Genomic DNA, 22,292 nt, shown 5'->3' with positions numbered 1-22,292 from the left:
GCGGCGCGTGACGCTCCGGTGCGCGGGGGACGGGCTTCGCGGGTGCGTTGTGCGTAGGCTTGCGACACCCCGGCCCGCCCGTCCGGCGCGGGCGGCCCGAACCACTGCGAGCGGGAGCACACCACAGATGCGCATCGGTGTACTGACCAGCGGCGGCGACTGCCCCGGCCTCAACGCGGTGATCCGCTCGGTGGTGCACCGGGGTACCGACGTCCACGGGGACGAGATCGTCGGCATCCTGGACGGCTTCCTCGGACTGATCGAGGGCCGCACCCGGACGGTCACGCACGACGACGTCACCGGCCTGCTCACCCTCGGCGGCACCATCCTGGGCTCGGCCCGGGTGCGGCGGGACCGGATCGCCTGGGCGGTGGAGAACGCCAGGACGCTCGCCCGGGAGATCGGCATCGACGCGCTGATCGCGATCGGCGGCGAGGGGACGCTGACCGCCGCCAAGCTGTTCAGCGACGCCGGACTGCCCGTGGTCGGGGTGCCGAAGACCATCGACAACGACATCGACGCCACCGACGTGACCTTCGGCTTCGACACCGCCGTGCACGTCGCGACCGAGGCGATCGACCGGCTGAAGACCACCGCCGAGTCCCACCAGCGCGTCATGGTGGTCGAGTTGATGGGACGGCACACCGGCTGGATCACCCTCACCGCGGGCATGGCGGGCGGCGCGCACGGCATCCTGATCCCGGAGAAGCCCTTCGACATCGAGGCGGTGGCCCGGATAATCGAGGACCGCTTCGCGCGCGGCAAGAAGTTCGCCATCATCGCCGTCGCCGAGGGCGCCTCCCCGGTGCCCGGCACCATGCGCTTCGACCACGGCGAGGTCGACCAGTACGGCCACCGGACCTTCGGCGGGATCGGTAACCGGCTCGCCCACGAGCTGGAGGACCTGCTCGGCAAGGAGGCCCGCCCGGTCATCCTCGGCCACGTCCAGCGCGGCGGCACCCCGACCGCCCGGGACCGGGTGCTCGCCACCCGGTTCGGCTGGCACGCGGTGGAGGCCGTCCACCAGGGGGCGTTCGGGCACTTCACCGCGCTGCGCCGGACCGGCATCGAACTGCTGCCGATCGGCGACGCGGTGACCCGGCTGAAGACGGTGCCGGAGGACCGCTGGGCGGAGTCCGAAGCGGTGCTGTGAAACGGCGCGGGTAGGTTGGGGCCATGGCTTCGACTGCTCCCCCCCGCGTGCTCACCGTCGCCGGCTCCGACTCCGGCGGCGGCGCCGGCATCCAGGCCGACCTCAAGGCGATGCTCGCCCTCGGCGTCCACGGCATGAGCGTGATCACCGCCGTCACCGCGCAGAACTCGCTCGGCGTCCAGGGCTACTGGGAACTGCCCGCCGAGGCCGTCCGGGCGCAGTTCCGCAGCGTGGTGGACGACATCGGGGTGCAGGCCGTGAAGACCGGGATGCTCGCCTCGGTCGAACTCGTCGAGACCGTCGCCGAACTGCTGGCCGGGGTGGACGCCCCGGTGGTGGTCGACCCGGTCGGGGTCTCCAAGCACGGGGACGCGCTGCTGGTCGCCGAGGCCGTCGCCACCGTCCGCGAGAAGCTGCTGCCGGTCGCCACCCTGGCCACCCCCAACCTGCACGAGGTGACCCAGCTCACCGGGCTGGCCGTCGAGGACGAGTCGCAGATGCTGGACGCCGCCAAGGCGCTGGTCGACCTCGGGCCGCGCTGGGCGCTGGTCAAGGGGGGCCACCTGCCGGGCGAGGCCGCCGACCTGCTGTACGGCGGACCGGACGAGGTGCACTGGTTCCGGGCACCGCGCTACGACAACCGCCACACCCACGGCACCGGCTGCACCCTGGCCAGCGCGATCGCGGCCGGCCTGGCCAAGGGCGAGCCGCTGCCGCTGGCGGTGGCCTCGGCCAAGGAGTACATCACCGGCGCGATCGCCGGGGGCTTCGCCCTGGGCGCCGGCATCGGCCCGGTCGACCACGCCTGGCGCTGGCGCTAGCGGAGGCCCGGAACGTCCGGAACATCCGGAACGTCCGGAAAACAGCGGTGGGCGGACTCCTCAGAGGAGCCCGCCCACCACGGTCACGTCCGGAAATCGGCGCAACCGGCCACGGAAACAGTGGAGCCGGCCCATCCGAGGATGAACCGGCTCACTGGAGGACCGGCATGCCGGTCTGCGCGTCAGCGCGAGACCTTACCGGCCTTGATGCACGAGGTGCAGACGTTGAGCCGCTTCGGCGTCCGCCCAATCACAGCGCGCACCGTCTGAATGTTGGGGTTCCAACGACGGGGGGTACGGCGGTGAGAGTGGGAGATGCTGTTGCCGAAGCCCGGCCCCTTGCCGCAGACGTCGCAGTTGGCAGCCACAGGAGTCACTCCAAGACTTCAGATCAGATACTTTCGAAAACCCCGCTCAGCCACCAGAACACTCGCGTGAACCAGACCGGACAAGGGGGTGAGCCTGGACGGTTCCAGGCAACCGGAAGAGCATACAACGCTTGCTTCCGTCCCACGAAACTACCATGACCGGCCGAGTGATCGCTCCTGCCCGCCGGACCGGACGGCCCTCCCCGCCCCCCGATAACCTGCCGGTATCACCCCTTGCCGCCGCCCGGCCCGCGTCACCGCCCCGGGCCGCCGCGGCGTCCCGTCCGGAGGAGACCTGGTGCTGCACACGCTCGACGCCCCGGCCGTGCGCACCTGGTGCCAGCTCGCCCTGCGCGCGCTCGGCCAGGCCCGCGAGGAGATCGACGCGCTCAACGTCTACCCCGTCCCGGACGGCGACACCGGCACCAACCTCTACCTGACCGTCGAGTCCGCCGCCGCCGAGGTGGAGAGCCGCTTCGCCGACCCCGCCGCCGACCCGGCGCCCGGGCTGGCCGAGACGGTCCGGGCGATGGCCCGCGGCGCGCTGGTCGGCGCCCGGGGCAACTCCGGGGTGATCCTCGCCCAGTGGCTGCGCGGCACCGCCGAGACGCTCGCCGAGGGCGGCGGCGCCGAACAGCTGCGGGCCGCCCTGCAGCGGGCCGCCGACTCCGCCTACCAGGCCGTCGCGGAGCCCGTCGAGGGCACCCTGCTGACCGTCGCCCGGGTCGCCGCCCGGGAGGCCCACCGGGCCGGGGGCGGGCTCGCCCAGGTCGCCGACACCGCCTACCGGGCCGCCCGGGACGCGCTGCGGCACACCCCCGAGCAGCTCGCCGTCCTGGCCGAGAACGGGGTGGTGGACGCCGGCGGGCGCGGCCTGGTGGCCGTCCTCGGCGCGCTCGCCGACGCCGTCGCCGGGCAGCAGCCGATGGGGCCGGTCGCGCTGCGCGGGGACGTCCGGGCCGTGGAGAGCTGCGAGACGCACCTGCGGCCGCCCGGCCCCGGCCACCCCGCCTTCGAGGTCATCTACCTGCTGGACGCCCCAGACGAGGCGCTGCCCGCGCTGCGCGAGCGGCTCGGCGGGCTCGGCGACTCGCTGGTGATCGGCGGCGGCGACGGCCTGTGGAACGTGCACGTCCACGTGGACGACGCGGGCGCCGCCGTGGAGGCCGGGGTCGGCGCCGGGCGCCCGCACCAGATCCGGATCACCCACTTCGCCGAGGCCGCCGCCCGCTCCGGCACCGCCGCCGAGCGCGGCGAACGCGAGGAACGGGCCCGCGCGGTGCTCTCGGTCGTCTCCGGCGGGGGCCTGGCCGAGCTCTGCGAGCAGGCCGGCGCCGTCGTCCTGCACGCCGACCCGGACCGCCCGCCGGCCAGCGCCGAGCTCGCCGACGCGGTGCGCCGCTCGGCCGCCCGCGAGGTCGTCCTGCTGCTCAACGACCCCGAGCTGCGCGCCGCCGCCGGGGCCGCCGCCGACCAGCTGCGCGAGGAGGGGGTGCGGATCGCCGTCCTGCCCACCCGCTCGCCGGTGCAGGGGCTGGCCGCGCTCGCGGTGCACGAGGGCGGCCGCCGCTTCGACGAGGACGTGGTCGCCATGACCTCCGCCGCCGGCGCCACCCGCTACGCGGAGCTGGCCGTCGCCGAGGGGGAGTCCTGGACGATGGCGGGGGTCTGCCAGGCCGGGGACGTGCTCGGGCTGATCGACGGCGACGTCGCGGTGATCGGCGCCGGGCTGGCCGAGGTCGGCGAGAGCGTGCTGGACCGGATGCTCGGGGCCGGCGGCGAACTCGTCACCCTGGTCCTCGGCGGCGGCACCGACGAGGCGCTCGCCGACCGGCTGGTCGCCCACGTCCGGCACCGGCGGCCCGAGGTGGACGCGGTGGTCTTCCACGGCGGGCAGGAACCGGCACCGCTGCTCATCGGGGTGGAGTAGGGGCGGGGGCCGCCCTTGGCCCGGTTTGTCGGCCCGGTGGTGTAAACAAGGCGCTGATGGGCGCTCTCGATGAACCACTGACCAAGCTCGTCGGCGACCGCACCGCGAAGGTGCTCGCCGACAGCCTCAAGCTGCGCACGGTCGGGGACCTGCTGCACCACTACCCGCGCCGCTACGTCGAGCGCGGCCAGCTCACCAGCCTGGACGAGCTGGAGGTCGACGAGCACGTCACCGTGCTGGCCCGGATCGAGAAGGTCACCCTGATCCCGTTCCGCGGCCGCAAGGGCGACCGGCTGGAGGTGGTCGTCACCGACGGCCGCAGCCGGCTCTCGCTGGTCTTCTTCAACCAGGGCTGGCGGCAGAAGGAGCTCAGGGCCGGCGCCCAGGGCCTGTTCGCGGGCAAGGTCGGGGTCTTCAACCGGACCCGCCAGCTGGTCTCGCCGGACTACCAGCTGCTCGACGAGGACGCCGGCTCCGACGCCGCGCGGCAGTTCGCCGGCCGGCTCATCCCGGTGTACGGCGCCAGCGCGCAGATGCCCAGCTGGAAGCTGTCGATCTGCGTCGAGACGGCACTCACCAAGCACCTCGGCGACGTCGGCGAACCGCTGCCCGCCGAACTGCGCGAGCGGCACGACCTGATCCCGCTGCCCGAGGCGCTGGAGCTGATCCACCGTCCGCGCGGCCACGCCGACCGCGAGCGCGCCCAGAGCCGGCTGCGCTGGGACGAGGCCTTCGTGCTCCAGGTCGCCCTCGCGCAGCGCCGGGCCGCCGACTCCGCCCTGCCCGCCAAGCCGCGCGCGGCCCGCGAGGGCGGCCTGCTGGACGCCTTCGACGCCCGGCTGCCGTTCACCCTCACCGAGGGGCAGCGGAAGGTCTCCGCCGAGATCGCCGCCGACCTCGCCACCGACCACCCGATGCACCGCCTCCTCCAGGGCGAGGTCGGCTCCGGCAAGACCCTGGTCGCGCTGCGCGCCATGCTCGCCGTGGTGGACGCGGGCGGCCAGGCGGTGCTGCTGGCGCCCACCGAGGTGCTCGCCCAGCAGCACCACCGCTCGGTCGTCGAGATGATGGGGGACCTCGCCGAGGGCGGCATGCTCGGCGGCTCCGACCTCGGCACCCGGGTGGTGCTGCTGACCGGCTCGATGGGCGTCCCGGCCCGCCGCCAGGCGCTGCTCGACATGGCCTGCGGGGACGCCGGGATCGCCATCGGCACCCATGCGCTGATCGAGGACAAGGTGCAGTTCCAGGACCTCGGCCTGGTCGTGGTGGACGAGCAGCACCGCTTCGGCGTCGAGCAGCGGGACGCGCTGCGGGCCAAGGGCGAGCAGCCGCCGCACCTGCTGGTGATGACCGCCACCCCGATCCCGCGCACCGTCGCGATGACGGTCTTCGGGGACCTGGAGACCTCCGTCCTGGACCAGCTGCCGGCCGGCCGCTCGCCGATCTCCACCCACGTCGTCCCGGCGCTGGAGAAGCCCAACTTCCTCACCCGGGCCTGGGAGCGGGTCCGCGAGGAGGTCGCCAAGGGCCACCAGGCGTACGTGGTCTGCCCCCGGATCGGGGACGAGGAGCCGGCGGCCGACCCGAAGAGGAAGAAGCGCAAGGCCGCCGAGGACGGCTTCGAGGAGGTCGCCGACGCGGGCGCGGAGAGCGACGAACGGCGGCCGCCGCTCTCGGTGGTGGAGACGGCCGAGAAGCTGGCGAAGGGCCCGCTGAGCGGTCTGCGGGTGGAGATCCTGCACGGCCGGCTCGCGCCGGAGGCCAAGGACGAGGTGATGCGCCGCTTCACGGCCGGCGAGGTGGACGTGCTGGTCGCCACCACGGTGATCGAGGTCGGCGTCAACGTCCCCAACTCCACCGCGATGGTCATCATGGACGCCGACCGCTTCGGCGTCTCCCAGCTGCACCAGTTGCGCGGCCGGGTCGGCCGCGGCAGCGCGCCGGGCCTGTGCCTGCTGGTCAGCGAGATGCCCGCGGGCAGCGCCGCGCGGGCCCGGCTGGACGCGGTGGCGGGCACTCTGGACGGCTTCGAGCTGTCCCGGATCGACCTCGAACAGCGCCGCGAGGGCGACGTGCTGGGCCAGGCCCAGTCCGGGGTGAAGTCCTCGCTCAAGGTGCTCTCGGTGCTGGAGGACGAGGAGGTCATCCTCACCGCCCGCACCGAGGCCACCCGCCTCGTCGCCGAGGACCCGGACCTGGCCGCCCACCCGGAGCTGCGCACCGCGCTGGAGAGCCTGCTCGACGAGGACCGCGCGGCCTACATGGAGAAGGGCTGAGCCGCCTCCGGACGGGCCGCGCGGCCCCGGAATTGTCAGACCCCCGGGAGAGAATGAAGGTGTTCAGGGCGCACCCCCAAGGTGCGTTCCTGGCACGACACTTGGGGGTCAAGCCATGGCATTCCGTCATCTCAACGAGCTCCCGCTGGGCGACAAGGTCTTCCGGATCGAACTCGCCAGCGACGACGACCGCGAGGTCACCCTCACCCTGACCGGCTGGCGCGAGGGGGCGGCCGCCGCACCGCTCGCCTCGGGCAAGCTCCGCCTGCCGGTCGAGGACGTCGCCTCGCTGCGGATCGCGCTCAACCGCGCGCTGCGGGCGCTGGCGATCGTCGCCGACGTCTCCGAGCCCATCCCCGACCGCGACGTGCTGCGCGAGCTGTACCCCGGCCACGGCGCCCCCTGGGTGCCGCAGCACGAGGAGGAGCTGGTCCGGCGCTTCCACGACGGCGAGACCGTCGCCCGGATCGCCGCCCGCTTCGGCCGCACCCCCGACTCCGTCCGGACCAAGCTGCGCGAGCTCGGGCACGACCCGCGCCGCCCCGAGTTCTGCCCGCCCGACGGCTGCCTGTCCTGGTCCCGCTACGCCTCGCCGGCCCTGCTCGGCGCGAGCGTCCCGGCCCAGTCGGCGGGCTCCGAGGCGAGCTGACCACCCGAGTGCGCGGCCGCGGCCCGGCGGGGGATTCCCCGCCGGGCCGCGGCCGTCCGGCGTGGGCGCGCGCCCGTCCGGCACGGGCATAGGGCCCGTCCGGCGTGAGCGCGGTGCGGTGATCGGGATAGCGTGGTCGGGCAGCGACGAAAGGACCTCCCACCACCATGACCCGCGTGATCGCCGGGGCGGCCGGCGGCCGCCGGCTGGCCGTACCGCCCGGCCGGGGCACCCGCCCGACCTCCGACAAGGCCCGTGAGGCGATGTTCTCCACCCTGGAGGCGCTGCGCGGCACCCTGCACGGGGTCCGGATGCTGGACCTGTTCGGCGGATCCGGCGCGGTCGGGCTGGAGGCGCTGTCCCGCGGCGCCGAGCACGTCCTGCTGGTCGAGGCGGACGCCCAGGCGGCCCGGGTGATCCGGGAGAACGTCCGGACGATCGGCCTGCCGGGGGCCGAGGTGCGGGCCGCCAAGGCGGAGAAGGTGATCGTCGGCCCGCCCCCGCAGAGCCCGTACGACCTGGTCTTCCTCGACCCGCCGTACGCGGTCACCGACGAGGAGGTCCGCGAGATGCTGATCACACTCCTGGCCGGGGGCTGGCTCGCGGAGGACACGCTCGTCACCGTGGAGCGCAGCACCCGCGGCGGCGGGTTCGTCTGGCCCGAGGGTTTCGAGGAGCTGCGCTCCCGCCGTTACGGCGAGGGCACGCTCTGGTACGGTCGCGCCGCCGCCGCGGCCGGCGAGCAGGAGTAGCGGGCCGCGGCCCGCAGCAGCCGTCACCCCACGAGGGAGCACACACGCCATGCGCCGAGCCGTCTGTCCCGGTTCGTTCGACCCGATCACCAACGGCCACCTCGACATCATCGAGCGGGCCTCGAAGCTGTACGACGTGGTGCATGTCGCGGTCCTGATCAACCGGAACAAGCAGGGCATGTTCACCGTCGAGGAGCGGATCGGCCTGATCGAGGAGGTCACCGCCGGCTTCGGGAACGTGGTGGTCGAGTCGCACCACGGCCTGCTGGTGGACTACTGCCGGGAGCGCGGCATCCCCGCGATCATCAAGGGCCTGCGCGCGGTCAGCGACTTCGACTACGAGCTCCAGATGGCCCAGATGAACCACGGGCTGACCGGGGTGGAGACGCTGTTCGTGCCGACCTCGCCGACGTACAGCTTCCTCTCCTCGACGCTGGTCAAGGAGGTCGCCTCGTACGGGGGCGACGTCTCGCACCTGCTGCCGGAGACGGTGCACGGCCGGCTGGTCGAGCGGATCGCGGAGCGCAAGGCGGCGCAGTAGTCCACTGCCTGTCGGTTCCTGCCGGTTCGTCACGTCATGTCCGTTTGCCCGGAGACCGGTTCGGCTCAGGCGTTGTGACCCCGCTGGGCAGTGGCCGTACAGTCTGTATCCCTGCCCCGCGGTGAGGTTCACCGCGTCGGGCCTGCCTCCGCCGGACCGTCGGCGGCACACGGAAAGACGAAGCCCCGTGGACGTGCAGAACAAGGTCGACGAGATCGTGGCGGCGGTCGAGAACGCCCGCTCGATGCCGATGTCGGCCTCCTGCGTGGTGAACCGGGCCGAGCTGATCGGCCTGCTCAACGACCTCAGGTCGGCCCTGCCCGCCGAACTCGCCCAGGCCCAGTCGGTGATGGCCGACCACGAGCAGGTGGTGGCCGGCGCCCAGGCCGAGGCGGACCTGATCATCCAGGGCGCGCACGCCGAGCGCGGCTCGCTGATCTCCGACACCGAGGTGGTCCGCCAGGCCCAGGCGCAGGCCGACCGGATCCTCGCCGAGGCGCGTGCCGAGGTCGACGCCAAGCTGGCCGAGGCCGACGACTACGTGGACAGCAAGCTCGCCAACTTCGAGGTCGTGCTGACCAAGACGCTCGGCGCCGTCGGCCGCGGCCGCACCAAGCTGCGCGGCGACTCCAGCGTCTTCGAGGCCGAGCCCGAGGGCGAGAGCGACGGCGAGGAGTTCCGCCCGCAGCGGATCAGCCCGAGCCCGGAGGTCGACGAGTACGTCGATGTGAAGCTCGCCACCCTGGAGAACGTGCTCGGCGCCACCCTGGAGGCGGTCGGCAAGGGCCGGGACAAGCTGCTCGGCAAGCGGCCCATCGACGAGTTGGGCGCCTACCTGGCCGCCGCCGACCAGGCCCAGGAGGCCAAGGAGCGCGCCGAGGCCGTGGCCGCGGGCTTCGCCCACGACCCCGACGGCGGGGACATCGCCTGGTACCGCGAGGACGTCCCGCAGCAGCAGACCTGGCCGGAGCAGACCCCGGCCGCGGCCGGCTGGCAGGCCCCCGGCACCGACCAGTACGCGGCGGCCCAGCAGCCCGGCGGGCAGTACGCCGAGGTGTACGGCGGCGGCTACGACCCGGCCGGCCAGGGGGACCCGCACAACACCCAGTGGGGCCAGCAGCAGGGCGGCTACCAGCAGCAGGGCTACCCGGACCAGCGGCAGGAGGGCTACGGCTATCCCCAGCAGCAGCCGGGCTACGCCGCGCAGCCGTACGACGACTACGCCTACCCCCAGCAGCCCGCCCTCCCGCCGGCCGTGCCGCACCAGCAGCAGGGGCACGGGCAGGCCCAGGGCCACGGACAGGCGCAGGGCCACGGACAGGCCCAGGGCCAGGGTCTGGACGAGACCAGCTTCTTCGACACCAGCATGATCGACATGACCAGGCTGCGGGAGCTCGGCGGCCGCTGAACCGGCCCCGCCACGGCGGTGCGGGAGTCTCCTGACGGGACCGAAGTTGGGCCTGACGGGAGACTCCGGTAGTCTGACCACTCCGGCCTCTCCATGTCCGGCTGTTGGCTTGCCCGCGCAACGCCGACCGGACGGAGACGCAATCGAAGAACCCCCCATGGAAGTCAGGACACCGTGAACCGCCTCGACCACCGCGACCCCCTCGTGTTCGACACGCACGAGCTCGGTCGTCGCCCGGGCTCGATGCGCAAGGTGAGCCGGACCCTGGAGGCCCCCGAGGGCTTCGGGATCATCGACGTGATCGGCGTGCCGGAGAAGAGCCCGATCGAGCTGGACCTCCGCCTGGAGTCCGTGGTCGAGGGCGTGCTGGTCACCGGCACGGCCGAGGCGGGCGTCGAGGGCGAGTGCGTCCGCTGCCTGGAGCCCGTCGAGTTCGACATCGACGTGGACTTCCAGGAGCTGTACTACTACCCGGAGTCCGACGAGCGCCACCGCGCCCGGACCACCGGGACCGAGGACCTCGACGAGGACTCGGAAGAAGAGACTTACCGTCTGGAGGGCGACTTCTTCGACCTCCGGCCGGTGCTGCGTGACGCGGTGGTGCTCGCACTGCCGCTGCAGCCGGTGTGCCAGGAAGACTGCCTGGGCCTGTGCTCCGAATGCGGAGCGCGCCTGAGCGACGACCCGGCGCACCACCACGATGCCGCCGACCCCCGGTGGGCGGCTCTGCAGGGACTCTCCGCCGCCCCCGGCGACGAGGGTGACGGATCTAAGAACAGCGACACCCGTGAGGGTCTCGCCGAGAACCAGGAGAAGTAGCCGTGGCTGTTCCGAAGCGGAAGATGTCGCGCAGCAACACGCGCCACCGTCGGTCCAACTGGAAGGCCGTTGTTCCGGCCCTCGTGGCGTGCGACCGCTGCCACGAGCCGAAGCTGGGCCACATCGCGTGCCCGAGCTGCGGCACGTACAACCGTCGCCAGGTCCTCTCGGTCTGATCGGCGGGGTGTACGGATCGATGTCGGACGGTAACTCCACCCGCAAGGCGACCATCGCCCCGAAGGGTTCCTCTTCGGGCGGCGGCAAGGCCGGCGGGCCGGCTTCGACCGAATACGACGTTCTGGAAGGGCGCCTCGGGTACACGCTCGAGCGCGCCCTTCTGGTACGTGCCCTGACCCACCGCTCGTACGCGTACGAGAACGGTGGGCTGCCCACCAACGAGCGCCTGGAGTTCCTCGGCGACTCGGTGCTGGGCCTCGTGGTGACCGACACCCTCTACCGCGTCCACCCGGACGTCCCGGAGGGCACGCTCGCCAAGCTGCGCGCCGCGGTGGTCAACTCCCGCGCGCTCGCGGACGTCGGCCGCGGTCTGGAGCTCGGCACGTTCATCCGCCTCGGCAAGGGCGAGGAGGGTACCGGCGGCCGCGACAAGTCGTCGATCCTCGCCGACACCGTCGAGGCCGTGATCGGCGCCATCTACCTGGACCAGGGACTGGACGCGGCCACCGAGTTCGTCCACCGGCTGTTCGACCCGCTGATCGAGGAGTCCTCTCAGCTCGGCGCCGGCCTGGACTGGAAGACCAGCCTCCAGGAGCTCACCGCCTCGGTGGGCATCGGAGTGCCGGAGTACGTGGTCATGGAGTCCGGTCCGGACCACGAGAAGACCTTCACCGCGGCGGCCCGGGTGGCCGGCGAGGACTTCGGCAGCGGCGTCGGCCGCTCGAAGAAGGAAGCCGAGCAGAAGGCCGCCGAGAGCGCCTGGCGCGCGATCAAGGAGAAGTACGCCGACCGGCTGCCCGCCGGCGCGTGATCCCGCAGTAGCCTTCACTCCTGCTGATCCGTACCGAGCAGGAGGCGTGTTGCCGTGCCCGAACTTCCCGAGGTCGAGGTCGTCCGCCGTGGTCTGGCCACCTGGGTGGCCGGACGGACGGTCGCCGACGTCCAGGTGCTGCACCCGCGCGCGGTGCGCCGCCAGCCGGCCGGCGCGGCGGACTTCACCGCCCGGCTGACCGGCACCACCCTCGGCACCGCGCAGCGGCGCGGCAAGTACCTGTGGGTGCCGCTGGCCGGCACCGGGGCGGGGTTCTCGCTGATCGGCCACCTCGGGATGAGCGGCCAACTCCTCGTCCAGGACCCGTCCGTACCCGACGAGACCCACCTGCGGGTCCGGCTGCGCTTCGCCGACGGCGGGCGCGAACTGCGCTTCGTCGACCAGCGGACCTTCGGCGGCCTGGCGGTCGAGGAGGCCGAGGACGGGGACCCGGAGGGCACCCCGGTCTCGATCGCGCACATCGCCCGCGACCCGCTCGACCCGCGCTTCGACGACGCCGCCTTCGTGGCCGCGCTGCGCGCCAAGCGGACCACCGTCAAGCGCGCCCTGCTCGACCAGACCCTGATCAGCGGCGTCGGCAACATCTACGCCGACGAGGCGCTGTGGCGCTCCAGGCTGCACTACGACCGCCCGACCGCGACGCTCACCCGCCCGCAGGCCCTGCTGCTGCTGGCCAACGCCCGGGACGTGATGAGCGCGGCGCTCGCCGTCGGCGGCACCAGCTTCGACAGCCTCTACGTCAACGTGAACGGCGAGAGCGGCTACTTCTCCCGGGACCTCGACGCCTACGGCCGCGAGCAGGAGCCCTGCCGCCGCTGCGGCACCCCGATCCGGCGGGCGGCCTGGATGAACCGCTCCAGCTACTTCTGCCCTCGCTGCCAGCGCGTGCCGCGCGCCCGCAGCGAGGGCTGAGGCGGGCTACTTCCGGGCGAGTTCGGGTTCGTCGGCGGCCGGTTCCCCGGGCGTGCCGTGGGTGTCCTGGCCGAAGTAGGCGACCCCGACCGCGGCGACCACCGCCAGCAGGAAGCCGATCACGCCGAGCCAGCCCAGGCCGGCCTTGGAGGAGTCGCCGAGCCAGAGCACGCCGACCGCGCCGGGCAGCACCGTCTCGCCGACCACCAGCGCGGCGGTCGCGCCGTTCACCGAGCCGATCTGGAGCGCCACGGTGTGGATGTACATGCCGCCGATGCCGCCGACCAGGACCGCGTACAGCGCCGGGTCGGAGAGCAGCTCGCCGAGCGCGAACGGCTCGATGCCGTTGAGGATGCGCACCCCGACGCCCAGGGCGCCGAAGCCGAGGCCGGAGAGCAGACCGGCGACGATCGCGCCGTTGGCGCCCATCCGCCGCACCAGCAGGCTGCCGCCGACCAGCAGCACGGTGGTGACGATCAGCAGCCACCAGTGGAAGGCCATCGCGGTGTGGTGGCCGCCCTCCGGCCCGGCCGAGACGGCCAGCAGCACCAGCGCCGAGCAGAGCACGGCGATCGAGGCCCACTCCAGCTGCTTGAGCCGGATGCCCAGCAGCTTGATGCTGAGCACCGCGGTGATCACCAGGTTGGCGCTGATGATGGTCTGGGAGAGGAACAGCGGTAGCAGCCGGGCGGCCAGCGCGCCGAGCCCGAAGCCGATCAGGTCGAGCACCGTGCCGAGGATGAACTCCCAGGTGACGGCGGCCTTCGCGGTCGAGGACAGGCTCGGGCCGCCGTGCTCGGTGGTCGAGCTGGTGGCGCCCTTGGCCGCCTCCTCCCGGGCGGAGCGGCGGGATCCGACAGCCTGGAGGACCGAGCCGGTGCCGTAGCAGGCGGATGCCGCCACGGCGGTGACGAGGCCGATGATCACCGAGAACTCCGATCGGGAGGTGGGTCGAGAACGGTCTGGGTAAAGAAAGGGCAATGGGACCGGTGGTCCGGGACCACTATGCCCGCCCGCACGGTACGGTCGGCACGCCCCCCGGAGTGCCCCGGAGCGGGGCCGGGCCTGCCGGGACGTACGTCCGGCGGCCTCCCGCGGTTCCCGCGCGGGCCCCGACTCAGGGGTGACCGGGGGAAACATCATCCCCGAGGAGGGGGCGGCCCCGGCGGTCGGCGGGGAGTCTTGTCAGTACCAGTATGCGAAGGGTATGGCGTGCTCAGGGGCCGGTCACGGTAGCGTCGGGGGCATGAGAACCCTTGCACGACGTTCCCGGGGCGCCGGGCCGCTAGCCCTGGTGGCGGCGCTGCTCGGGCTGCTGCTCCTGCTGGCACCCGCGGCCTCGGCGGCCGGCGGCCTGAGCGACGCCACCGCCGCCCTGAAGAAGGGCCAGGTCTACGTCGACCCGGCCATGACCAGCCGCTTCAGCCAGGCCCAGGCCGACGCCCTGACCAAGAAGATCGACAAGGCCGACAAGCCGATCTTCGTCGCGGTCGTCCCCGACTCGCCGGCCTTCGCCAAGGCGACGGTCTTCAAGGACCTCCGCACCACGGTCGGCGTCGACGGCGTCTACGCGGTCTGGCGCGGTGACCAGTTCACCGCCCGCGCCGACCGCGGCGCGCTCGCCGCCGGCGTCCCGGAGCGGATCTCCGGCGCGGCCTTCCGCTCCCACAACGGCGACATCGACGCCACCCTGAACGACTTCGTCGACCAGGCCGCCCCGCAGACCAAGGGCACCGGGGTCAACCACAGCACCTCGATCGCCTGGGTGGTCATCCCGGTGGTGCTGGTCGCGCTGGCCGGCGCCGGCGTCTTCCTCCTGTTCCGCCGCGCCAAGCAGCGCAAGGAGGCGCAGGCCCGGGCCGAGCTGGAGCAGCTGCGCCGGGTGGTGGACGAGGACATCACCGCCTTCGGCGTGGAGCTGGAGCGGCTCGACTTCAGCCCGGCCGCGGCCGACGCGGACGACGCCCAGCGCACCGACTACAGCCACGCCCTGGACTCGTACGAGAAGTCCAAGCGGCTGATGGACGAGGCGAAGAAGCCCGAGGACGTCAAGCAGGTCACCGAGGCGATCGAGGACGGCCGCTTCTCGCTGGCCACCCTGGCCGCCCGGCGGGAGAAGAAGCCGCTGCCCGAGCGCCGTCCCCCGTGCTTCATGGACCCGCGGCACGGCCCGTCCGTCAAGGACGTGGACTGGACTCCGGCCGGCGGCGCCGCGCGCACCGTCCCGGTCTGCCAGGCCGACGCGGACCGGCTCGCGGCCGGCCTCGACCCGGCGATCCGCACCGTCGACACCGAGCACGGCCCGCAGCCGTACTGGAACGCCGGCCCGGCGTACGCGCCCTGGGCGGGCGGCTACTTCGGCGGCTTCGGTGGCGGCGGCCTGCTGCCGGGCCTGCTGGTCGGCACCATGCTCGGCTCGATGATGAGCTCCCCGGCCTACGCGGCCGCGCCGATGATGGACGGTGGCCACGGCTACCAGGACCAGCACGAGGGCGGTGACTTCACCGGCGGCGACTTCAACGGCGGCGACTTCGGCGGGTTCGGCGGCGGTGGCGATTTCGGTGGTGGCGGCGGCGACTTCGGCGGCGGGGACTGGTAACCCGCTCGACCGACCGCACGCTCCCGCGGCCCCGCCGGTTCTCCGGCGGGGCCGCTCCCGTTCGCGCGGGGGCGTCGTCCGCGGAGGCGGGCCGGGGCCGAGCTGTGACCGGGAGCGCGGACGGCTAGGGTCGGGGCATGCACGGTCGCGACGCCCACAGTGAGGAACCGGTCCGGGTGACCGCCTGGGTCCGGGGGAAGGTCCAGCAGGTCGGGTTCCGCTGGTGGACCAGGGCACGGGCGCTGGAGATCGGACTGAGCGGCTACGCCAGCAACCTCGGCGACGGCCGGGTGCAGGTGGTGGCCGAGGGGCTCGCGGCCGACTGCGAGCAGCTGCTGGCCCGGCTGCGCGGCCCGGGGACCCCGGGGAACGTCAGCGGGGTCACCGAGATCTGGACGGCCGTCGGCCCTGGCTACGAGGGTTTCGAGATCCGCTGAGCCGCGCCGGGCCGGGCCGCCGGCGGTGCTCCGCGCGGGCTCCCGGGAAAAGATCCGGAACCGGCGGTGTCACGAGGTTGCCATCCGGGCAGACTCGTGGTTGACTCCGCATCGAACGATGATCCACGAGCACGCGGTGGACCCGTCCCGAAGCCCCCCAGGCGTGATGACACCGCCGGGCAGGTGACAGGGGCGCGGTAGCGTGCGGTGATCGTGTTGACCCTTTCCGTCTTTGGTGAGACGCTGGAAGCCCGCGCACACGACCGCGTTCTCCCGGTAGGCGCATGCCCCCGTGAGCCCAGCTCACGGTGGTTGTGCCGCAGTGCCCAGCCAGCACTTCCGGTGACGCGCCGCGCGTGCGTCCCCCTTCCCCCTAGACCTGTACCGTTCCGGTTCGGTCACTCAGCGTGGAGGACCATTCATCATGGCAAAGGCGCTTCTCGGGTACGTCGGCGGCCCCGACCCGCGAATGCTCTCCGAGATGCGACGGCTTCAGCAGCGCGTCCAGGACCTTGAAGCGGAGCTCCTTCGGATGCAGGCTGAGAACGACGCTCTCACCGCTGTCGCTGACGAGCACTCGCTGCTCAACAGCATCGATCTGGATCAGCGGGAGCCGGCTCTCACCTGAGTCCCGCCCGGTCCTCGCAGATCGACGCCGTTGCGCACCGAGCCGCCCCGAAAGGGACGCAGCTTGCAAGGGACGCCCTGATGTGGCGTCCCTTCGTCGTGTCCGGCTCCGGATACAGTCGGTTCCCGTCTGAGCGATAGAGGGGACCGGCCGCGTGCACCTGAAGAGTCTGACGCTGCGCGGGTTCAAGTCCTTCGCCTCCAGCACCACCCTGCGCTTCGAGCCCGGCATCACCTGCGTCGTCGGCCCGAACGGCTCCGGCAAGTCGAACGTGGTCGACGCGCTGTCCTGGGTGATGGGCGAGCAGGGCGCCAAGTCGCTGCGCGGCGGCAAGATGGAGGACGTCATCTTCGCCGGGACCAGCGGGCGCGCCCCGCTCGGCCGGGCCGAGGTCAGCCTCACCATCGACAACACCGACGGCGCCCTGCCGATCGACTACTCCGAGGTGACCATCACCCGGACCATGTTCCGCAACGGCGGCAGCGAGTACGCCCTCAACGGCGAGACCTGCCGCCTGCTGGACATCCAGGAGCTGCTCTCCGACTCCGGCATCGGCCGCGAGATGCACGTCATCGTCGGGCAGGGCCAGCTGGACTCCGTGCTGCACGCCGACCCGATGGGCCGGCGCGCCTTCATCGAGGAGGCGGCCGGCGTCCTCAAGCACCGCAAGCGCAAGGAGAAGGCGCTGCGGAAGCTGGACGCGATGCAGGCCAACCTCAACCGGGTCCAGGACCTGGTGGCCGAACTGCGCCGCCAGCTCGGACCGCTCGGCCGACAGGCCCGGATCGCCCGTCGGGCCGCCGGCATCCAGGCCGACCTGCGCGACGCCCGGCTGCGGCTGCTCGCCGACGACCTGTGCGCGCTGCGCCGGGCCGTCGAGGCCGAGGTCGCGGACGAACTGGCGCTGCGGCTGCGCCGCACCACCGTCGAGCAGGAGCTGGCCCGGGCGGTGCAGCGCGAACGCGTCCTGGAGGCGCAGGTCGAGCAGCTCGGCCCCGGACTGGAGACCGCCCGGCAGACCTGGTACCGGCTCTCCGCGCTCGCCGAGCGCACCCGCGGCACCGTCGGGCTGGCCGAGGCCCGCGCCCGGCACGCCGTCGCCGGGGGCCGGGGCGAGGAGCGGCGCGGGCGCGACCCGGAGGACACGGAACGGGAGGCCGCGCGGGTCCGCGAGGAGGAGGCCGCGCTGACCGAGGCGCTGGAGGAGGCGCGGTACGCGCTGGCCGAGGCGGTCGAGCGCAGGGACGGACTGGAGCGGGAGCTGGCCGCCGAGGAGCGCCGGCTGCGGGACGCCGCCCGGGCCATCGCCGACCGCCGGGAGGGCCTGGCCAGGCTGCAGGGCCAGGCCGCCGCCGCCCGGTCCAGGGCCGCCGCCGCGCAGGCCGAGATCGGTCGGCTCGCCGAGGCCAGGGACGAGGCGCTGCAGCGCGCCGAGGCCGCCCGGGGCGAGCTGGACGAACTCCAGCGGCAGGTGGACGGCCTGGCCGGGGAGGACGAGCAGGCCGAGGCCCGGTACCGGCGGGCGCGCGAGCACCTCGCCGCGGTGGAAGGGGAGCTGGCCGCGGCCCGGGAGGCGTCCGTCGCCGCCGAGCGCGAGCGGGCCGGGCTGACCGCGCGGCACGAGGCGCTCTCCCTCGGCCTGCGCCGCAAGGACGGCACCGGCGCGCTGCTGGACGCGGGGGAGCGGCTGGGCGGGCTGCTCGGCCCGGCGGCCGCGCTGCTGCGGATCGAGCCGGGGTACGAGGTGCCGCTCGCGGCGGCGCTCGGTGCGGCGGCCGACGCGGTGGCCGTCGACTCGCCGTCCACCGCCGCCGGGGCCCTGCGGCTGCTGCGGGCCGAGGACGCCGGCCGGGCCGCGCTGCTGATCGCCGGTACCGCCGGCTCCGCCGAGGCGGCCGGGTCGGCGGGGGAGCTGCCGGACGGGGCCCGCTGGGCGGCCGAACTGGTCGACGGCCCGGCCGAGTTGCTCGGCGCGGTCCGGCGGCTGCTGGCCGGGGTGGCGGTGGTCGCGGACCTCGACCGGGCGCTGCGGCTGGTCGCCGGGCACCCCGCGCTGTGCGCCGTCACCGCCGACGGGGACCGGCTCGGCGCCGGCTTCGCCCAAGGCGGCTCCGGCGGCGCGCCGAGCCTGCTGGAGACCCAGGCCGCGGTGGACGAGGCGGCCCGGGCGATCGGCGAACTCGCCGTCCGCTGCGCCGAGTCGGCCGAGCGGCTGGCCCGACTCGCCGAGCAGCGACGGGAGTCGGCCGCCGACGTGGAGCAACTCGCCGAGCGGAGACGGCAGGAGGAGAAGGAGCGGGCCCAGGTCGCCGGGGCGCTCGGCCGGCTCGGCGGGCAGGCCCGCGCCGCCGCCGGCGAGGCCGGTCGGCTGTCGGACGCCGCCGCGCGCGCCGAGCAGGGGCTGGCCGAACTGCTCGACGGCGCCGAGGAGCTGGCGCGGCGCCTGGCCGCCGCCGAGGAGTCGGCCCAGGCCGGGGAGGACGAGCCGGACGCCGCCGAACAGCAGCGGCTGGCCGGAGCCGCGAGCGACGCCCGGCAGGCCGAGCTGGAGGCCCGGCTCGCGGTGCGCACCCACGAGGAGCGGGTCCGCGCCCTGGCCGGCCGGGCCGACCAGCTGGACCGGGCCGCCCGCGCCGAGCGCGAGGCGCGCGCCCGGGCCGCCGAGCGCCGCCGGCGCGCCGAGCACGACGCCTCGGTGGCGAACGCCGTCGCGGCGGGCGCCCGGCAGCTGCTGGCCTGCCTGGAGGTGTCGCTGGCCCGCGCGGACGCCGGGCGGGCGGCCGTCGAACAGGCGCGGGCCGAGCGCGAGCACGAGCTGCGCGAGCACCGGGAGCACGGCCGCGGGCTCAAGGAGGAGCTGGACAAGCTGGTCGACGCCGGGCACCGGGACGAGGTGCTGCGGGCCGAGAAGCGGCTGCGGATCGAGCAGCTGGAGGCCCGCGCGCTGGAGGAGTTCGGCATCGACGGCGGCGAGCTGCTCGCCTCGTACGGGCCGGACCAGCCCGTCCCGCCGTCCGCGCCCGAGGAGGGGACGGAACCGGGCGAGCCGTACCCGTACGTCCGGGCCGAGCAGGAGAAGCGGCTGCGGGCGGCCGAGAAGGCGTACCAGCAGCTCGGCAAGGTCAACCCGCTGGCGCTGGAGGAGTTCGCCGCGCTGGAGGAGCGCCACCGGTTCCTCGGCGAGCAGCTGGACGACCTCAAGCGCAGCCGGCGCGACCTGCTGGACATCGTCCGGGAGGTGGACCAGCGGGTCGAGCAGCTGTTCACCTCGGCGTACCACGACACCGCCGCCCAGTTCGAGGGCGTCTTCGCCCGGCTCTTCCCGGGCGGGGAGGGCCGGCTGGTGCTGACCGACCCGGAGAACATGCTCGCCACCGGGGTCGAGGTCGAGGCCCGGCCGCCGGGCAAGAAGGTCAAGCGGCTGTCGCTGCTGTCCGGCGGCGAGCGCTCGCTGACCGCGGTGGCGCTGCTGGTCGCGATCTTCAAGGCCCGGCCCAGCCCGTTCTACGTGATGGACGAGGTGGAGGCGGCGCTGGACGAGACCAACCTGCGCCGGCTGATCGGGATCATGGAGGAGCTGCGGGAGAGCTCCCAGCTGATCGTGATCACCCACCAGAAGCTCACCATGGAGTCGGCCGACGCCCTCTACGGCGTGACCATGAAGGGCGACGGCATCTCGCAGGTGATCAGCCAGCGGCTGCGCGAGGAGCACCGGGAGCGCCGGCCGCGGGCGGTACGCACCGCATCGGTGTAGGGCGGCTGCGGTCCATCCGGGCTCCGGTCGCGGATACTGGAGCGGATATGGAATACGTGATCCTTGCCGTAGTCATCGCCGTGGTCGCCATCGGCGCGATCGCCGGCCTCGTCGTTTCCGGCAGACGACGCCAGCAGCTGCCCCCGAAGTCGCAGGCGCCGGTCATCACGGCGCCGAAGCCCACCCCGCAGGAGCCCCAGGTCGGCGAGGAGGCCGCGCCGCCGACCGAGGCGCCCCGCCGCACCGTCGAGGAGGTGCAACTCCCGGAGGCCGAGGCGCCCGCCGAGGTCGAGGCCACCGAGGCCGAGGTCGTCGAGACCGCTGAGGCGGCCCCGGCCATCGAGGTGCCCGAGCCCACCGCCGGCCGGCTGGTCCGGCTGCGCTCGCGGCTCTCCCGCTCGCAGAACTCGCTCGGCAAGGGCCTGCTCTCGCTGCTCTCCCGCGAGCACCTGGACGAGGACACCTGGGAGGAGATCGAGGAGACGCTGCTCACCGCGGACGTCGGCGTCGCCCCCACCCAGGAGCTGGTCGAGCGGCTGCGCACCCGGGTGAAGGTGCTCGGCACCCGCACCCCCGACGAGCTGCGCGCGCTGCTGCGCGAGGAGCTGGTCGAGCTGGTCGGCAAGGACTCCGACCGTGCCGTGCGCTCCACCAAGCACGAGGAGGGCCCGGCGGTGGTCCTGGTGGTCGGCGTCAACGGCGTCGGCAAGACCACCACGACCGGCAAGCTGGCCCGCGTCCTGGTCGCCGACGGCCGTACGGTGGTGCTCGGCGCCGCCGACACCTTCCGCGCCGCCGCCGCCGACCAGCTCCAGACCTGGGGCGAGCGGGTGGGCGCGCGCACCGTGCGCGGCCCGGAGGGCGGGGACCCGGCCTCGATCGCCTTCGACGCGGTCAAGGAGGGCATCGCCGAGGGCGCGGACACCGTGCTGATCGACACCGCCGGCCGCCTGCACACCAAGACCGGCCTGATGGACGAGCTGGGCAAGGTCAAGCGGGTCGTCGAGAAGCACGGCCCGGTGGACGAGGTCCTGCTGGTGCTGGACGCCACCACCGGCCAGAACGGCCTGATCCAGGCCCGGGTGTTCGCCGAGGTGGTCGACATCACCGGCATCGTGCTGACCAAGCTGGACGGCACCGCCAAGGGCGGCATCGTGGTCGCGGTCCAGCGCGAGCTGGGCGTGCCGGTCAAGCTGATCGGCCTGGGCGAGGGCGCGGACGACCTGGCCCCGTTCGAGCCGGGGGCGTTCGTGGACGCGCTGATCGGCGACTGACAGCCTCCGCGAAGCACTCGATCAGGGAAGCGCACGAAGGGCCCGCCCCCTCCAGGGGGCGGGCCCTTCCGCGTGCCGGGGCGGGGCGGTCAGGAGGCCATCCAGGCCGGCTCGGCGGTGCGCTCGCGGCCGCGGTGGCAGGCGTAGGCGAGGGTGCCGAGCAGCAGCCGGGCCTCCGGCGGGCAGCCCGCGTTGTCGCGGGTGGGGCGGCGCAGCCAGCGGACCGGGCCGAGGCCGCCGAGGACGGTGGGCGGGGCGGCGACGTGGCCGCCCTCGCCGTGGCAGACCAGGTCGAGCGCGGCGTCGTCCCAGCCCATCCGGTACAGCAGGTCGGGCAGGTGCCGGGCGGTGCCGGCGGCGACCAGGAACTGGAGCCGGCCGGTGGGGGGCGCGAGCACCGGGCCCACCTGGGTGCCCATCCGCTCCAGCCGGACCAGGGCCTGGAGGCCGGCCTGCTCGGGGACGTCCAGGACGTCGAAGGCGCGGCCGGTGGGGAACAGCACCGCGCCCTCGGTGCGGGCGGCGCGGGCCCGGCCGCCGCCCCGCACGGGGTGCAGGCCGGGCGCGGCGCAGCGGGGGGAGCCGCAGGGACAGCGGGGCGGGGCGGTGGCGCCGGCGACCGGGGTGCCGGTCTCCGGATCGCCGGTGACGACCGCCCAGCCCCAGCGGCCGGTGTACTCCGCGGCGGCCTGGGACGCGGTGACCTTGGTGCGGCGGCGCGCGCCCAGCGGTGCCAGCCGCAGGTGCCCCAGTCGAAGTTCGCCGAACAGGTTGTCCATGCCTCCCCCAACAGGTTCTTGTTGCCGATGGTTACGGGACGGTGACTGTGTGTCGATTGTCAGCCGTGTGGTGCGTAGTGCGGTGGCGGCGCGCAGCGCGTGGTGTGCGCCTGTTCCGGCGGTGCGCCTCGGGCGCCGCCTTGTGGGGGCGGCGCCGATGCCGGATCGTCGTGTTCGTGGGGC

General features: G+C 73.9%; 20 protein-coding genes. 17 read left to right on the top strand and 3 right to left on the bottom strand.

The annotated features are described in order from the left end of the window. Positions 1-127 precede the first annotated feature (127 nt). Together ACLWS4_RS31655 and thiD are read left to right on the top strand one after the other, a co-directional pair. Positions 128-1,153 (top strand): ATP-dependent 6-phosphofructokinase, encoded by a 1,026-nt coding sequence (locus tag ACLWS4_RS31655; protein WP_049656329.1) that lies wholly within the window; start codon positions 128-130, stop codon positions 1,151-1,153. Between the two features lie 23 nt (positions 1,154-1,176). Further along, positions 1,177-1,974, top strand: a complete 798-nt coding sequence (gene thiD / locus ACLWS4_RS31650) for a bifunctional hydroxymethylpyrimidine kinase/phosphomethylpyrimidine kinase (RefSeq protein ID WP_049656332.1) — start codon at positions 1,177-1,179, stop codon at positions 1,972-1,974. 182 nt (positions 1,975-2,156) lie between these two features. Here thiD and rpmB read toward each other — a convergent pair whose 3' ends face one another. Then, on the bottom strand, positions 2,157-2,342 hold the full coding sequence (rpmB, locus tag ACLWS4_RS31645; RefSeq protein ID WP_014138233.1) for a 50S ribosomal protein L28: 186 nt from the start codon (positions 2,340-2,342) through the stop codon (positions 2,157-2,159). A 298-nt stretch (positions 2,343-2,640) separates the two neighbouring features. On the opposite strand from rpmB, the gene ACLWS4_RS31640 reads away from it, so the two are divergent. The 10 genes from ACLWS4_RS31640 to mutM all read left to right on the top strand — a co-directional run bounded on the left by ACLWS4_RS31640 (position 2,641) and on the right by mutM (position 12,638). Beyond that, complete coding sequence (locus tag ACLWS4_RS31640) at positions 2,641-4,272, top strand: DAK2 domain-containing protein (RefSeq protein WP_074001510.1); 1,632 nt, start codon at positions 2,641-2,643, stop codon at positions 4,270-4,272. 56 nt (positions 4,273-4,328) lie between these two features. Beyond that, the gene (recG, locus tag ACLWS4_RS31635) at positions 4,329-6,548 is read left to right on the top strand and encodes an ATP-dependent DNA helicase RecG (RefSeq protein WP_074001511.1); all 2,220 of its coding nucleotides are present in this window, start codon (positions 4,329-4,331) and stop codon (positions 6,546-6,548) included. A gap of 115 nt (positions 6,549-6,663) precedes the next feature. Then, a complete protein-coding gene (locus ACLWS4_RS31630; protein ID WP_049653379.1) occupies positions 6,664-7,197 on the top strand; it encodes a hypothetical protein in 534 nt (177 codons plus the stop codon). A 167-nt stretch (positions 7,198-7,364) separates the two neighbouring features. Beyond that, a complete protein-coding gene (gene rsmD / locus ACLWS4_RS31625; RefSeq protein WP_049653380.1) occupies positions 7,365-7,949 on the top strand; it encodes a 16S rRNA (guanine(966)-N(2))-methyltransferase RsmD in 585 nt (194 codons plus the stop codon). Between the two features lie 49 nt (positions 7,950-7,998). After that, positions 7,999-8,490 (top strand): pantetheine-phosphate adenylyltransferase, encoded by a 492-nt coding sequence (gene coaD / locus ACLWS4_RS31620; RefSeq protein ID WP_049653382.1) that lies wholly within the window; start codon positions 7,999-8,001, stop codon positions 8,488-8,490. A 187-nt stretch (positions 8,491-8,677) separates the two neighbouring features. Continuing rightward, positions 8,678-9,898 carry an ATP synthase F0 subunit B gene (locus ACLWS4_RS31615; RefSeq protein WP_416875926.1) on the top strand — a complete coding sequence of 407 codons (1,221 nt, stop codon included), beginning with the start codon at positions 8,678-8,680 and terminating at the stop codon, positions 9,896-9,898. A 174-nt stretch (positions 9,899-10,072) separates the two neighbouring features. Beyond that, complete coding sequence (locus ACLWS4_RS31610) at positions 10,073-10,717, top strand: YceD family protein (RefSeq protein ID WP_049653386.1); 645 nt, start codon at positions 10,073-10,075, stop codon at positions 10,715-10,717. A 2-nt stretch (positions 10,718-10,719) separates the two neighbouring features. Then, entirely contained in the window at positions 10,720-10,893 is a 174-nt protein-coding gene (rpmF, locus tag ACLWS4_RS31605) for a 50S ribosomal protein L32 (protein ID WP_030056747.1), read from the top strand. A gap of 20 nt (positions 10,894-10,913) precedes the next feature. Beyond that, positions 10,914-11,705, top strand: coding sequence for a ribonuclease III (gene rnc, locus ACLWS4_RS31600; RefSeq protein ID WP_049653387.1), 792 nt, complete (start codon positions 10,914-10,916; stop codon positions 11,703-11,705). A 54-nt stretch (positions 11,706-11,759) separates the two neighbouring features. Then, complete coding sequence (mutM, locus tag ACLWS4_RS31595) at positions 11,760-12,638, top strand: bifunctional DNA-formamidopyrimidine glycosylase/DNA-(apurinic or apyrimidinic site) lyase (protein ID WP_387830473.1); 879 nt, start codon at positions 11,760-11,762, stop codon at positions 12,636-12,638. A 6-nt stretch (positions 12,639-12,644) separates the two neighbouring features. Here mutM and ACLWS4_RS31590 read toward each other — a convergent pair whose 3' ends face one another. Continuing rightward, positions 12,645-13,565: a hypothetical protein gene (locus tag ACLWS4_RS31590; protein ID WP_049653392.1), complete on the bottom strand. Its 921-nt coding sequence runs from the start codon at positions 13,563-13,565 to the stop codon at positions 12,645-12,647. Between the two features lie 319 nt (positions 13,566-13,884). Between ACLWS4_RS31590 and ACLWS4_RS31585 the strand changes: the two genes are divergently transcribed. The 5 genes from ACLWS4_RS31585 (at position 13,885) to ftsY (ending at position 21,330) form a co-directional block, all read left to right on the top strand. Continuing rightward, positions 13,885-15,237 carry a hypothetical protein gene (locus ACLWS4_RS31585; RefSeq protein ID WP_074001512.1) on the top strand — a complete coding sequence of 451 codons (1,353 nt, stop codon included), beginning with the start codon at positions 13,885-13,887 and terminating at the stop codon, positions 15,235-15,237. Between the two features lie 137 nt (positions 15,238-15,374). Further along, positions 15,375-15,674, top strand: a complete 300-nt coding sequence (locus tag ACLWS4_RS31580) for an acylphosphatase (protein WP_049653395.1) — start codon at positions 15,375-15,377, stop codon at positions 15,672-15,674. A 424-nt stretch (positions 15,675-16,098) separates the two neighbouring features. Further along, positions 16,099-16,302 (top strand): hypothetical protein, encoded by a 204-nt coding sequence (locus ACLWS4_RS31575; RefSeq protein WP_045702518.1) that lies wholly within the window; start codon positions 16,099-16,101, stop codon positions 16,300-16,302. A gap of 154 nt (positions 16,303-16,456) precedes the next feature. Beyond that, positions 16,457-20,056 (top strand): chromosome segregation protein SMC, encoded by a 3,600-nt coding sequence (gene smc / locus ACLWS4_RS31570; RefSeq protein WP_416875925.1) that lies wholly within the window; start codon positions 16,457-16,459, stop codon positions 20,054-20,056. A gap of 47 nt (positions 20,057-20,103) precedes the next feature. Continuing rightward, positions 20,104-21,330: a signal recognition particle-docking protein FtsY gene (gene ftsY, locus ACLWS4_RS31565; protein WP_416875924.1), complete on the top strand. Its 1,227-nt coding sequence runs from the start codon at positions 20,104-20,106 to the stop codon at positions 21,328-21,330. A gap of 89 nt (positions 21,331-21,419) precedes the next feature. On the opposite strand, the gene ACLWS4_RS31560 is transcribed toward ftsY, so the two are convergent. Next, the gene (locus ACLWS4_RS31560; RefSeq protein ID WP_416875923.1) at positions 21,420-22,109 is read right to left on the bottom strand and encodes a bifunctional DNA primase/polymerase; all 690 of its coding nucleotides are present in this window, start codon (positions 22,107-22,109) and stop codon (positions 21,420-21,422) included. Positions 22,110-22,292: the final 183 nt, after the last annotated feature.

Origin of the sequence: Kitasatospora sp. SC0581 (assembly GCF_048159585.1) — a bacterium.
Taxonomy (GTDB): domain Bacteria; phylum Actinomycetota; class Actinomycetes; order Streptomycetales; family Streptomycetaceae; genus Kitasatospora.
Note: the sequence above shows the minus strand (reverse complement) of the source record. Positions and strands in the feature narration are given on the sequence as shown.

Excerpts from the sequence above, each read along its gene's own strand:
- ACLWS4_RS31575 (WP_045702518.1), top strand. The coding sequence starts at position 16,099 with ATGGCAAAGGCGCTTCTCGGGTACGTCGGCGGCCCCGACCCGCGAATG.
- rnc (WP_049653387.1), top strand. The coding sequence starts at position 10,914 with ATGTCGGACGGTAACTCCACCCGCAAGGCGACCATCGCCCCGAAGGGT.
- thiD (WP_049656332.1), top strand. The coding sequence starts at position 1,177 with ATGGCTTCGACTGCTCCCCCCCGCGTGCTCACCGTCGCCGGCTCCGAC.
- ACLWS4_RS31585 (WP_074001512.1), top strand. The coding sequence starts at position 13,885 with ATGAGAACCCTTGCACGACGTTCCCGGGGCGCCGGGCCGCTAGCCCTG.
- ftsY (WP_416875924.1), top strand. The coding sequence starts at position 20,104 with ATGGAATACGTGATCCTTGCCGTAGTCATCGCCGTGGTCGCCATCGGC.
- ACLWS4_RS31655 (WP_049656329.1), top strand. The coding sequence starts at position 128 with ATGCGCATCGGTGTACTGACCAGCGGCGGCGACTGCCCCGGCCTCAAC.
- rsmD (WP_049653380.1), top strand. The coding sequence starts at position 7,365 with ATGACCCGCGTGATCGCCGGGGCGGCCGGCGGCCGCCGGCTGGCCGTA.
- recG (WP_074001511.1), top strand. The coding sequence starts at position 4,329 with ATGGGCGCTCTCGATGAACCACTGACCAAGCTCGTCGGCGACCGCACC.
- coaD (WP_049653382.1), top strand. The coding sequence starts at position 7,999 with ATGCGCCGAGCCGTCTGTCCCGGTTCGTTCGACCCGATCACCAACGGC.
- ACLWS4_RS31560 (WP_416875923.1), bottom strand. The coding sequence starts at position 22,109 with ATGGACAACCTGTTCGGCGAACTTCGACTGGGGCACCTGCGGCTGGCA.
- ACLWS4_RS31630 (WP_049653379.1), top strand. The coding sequence starts at position 6,664 with ATGGCATTCCGTCATCTCAACGAGCTCCCGCTGGGCGACAAGGTCTTC.
- ACLWS4_RS31580 (WP_049653395.1), top strand. The coding sequence starts at position 15,375 with ATGCACGGTCGCGACGCCCACAGTGAGGAACCGGTCCGGGTGACCGCC.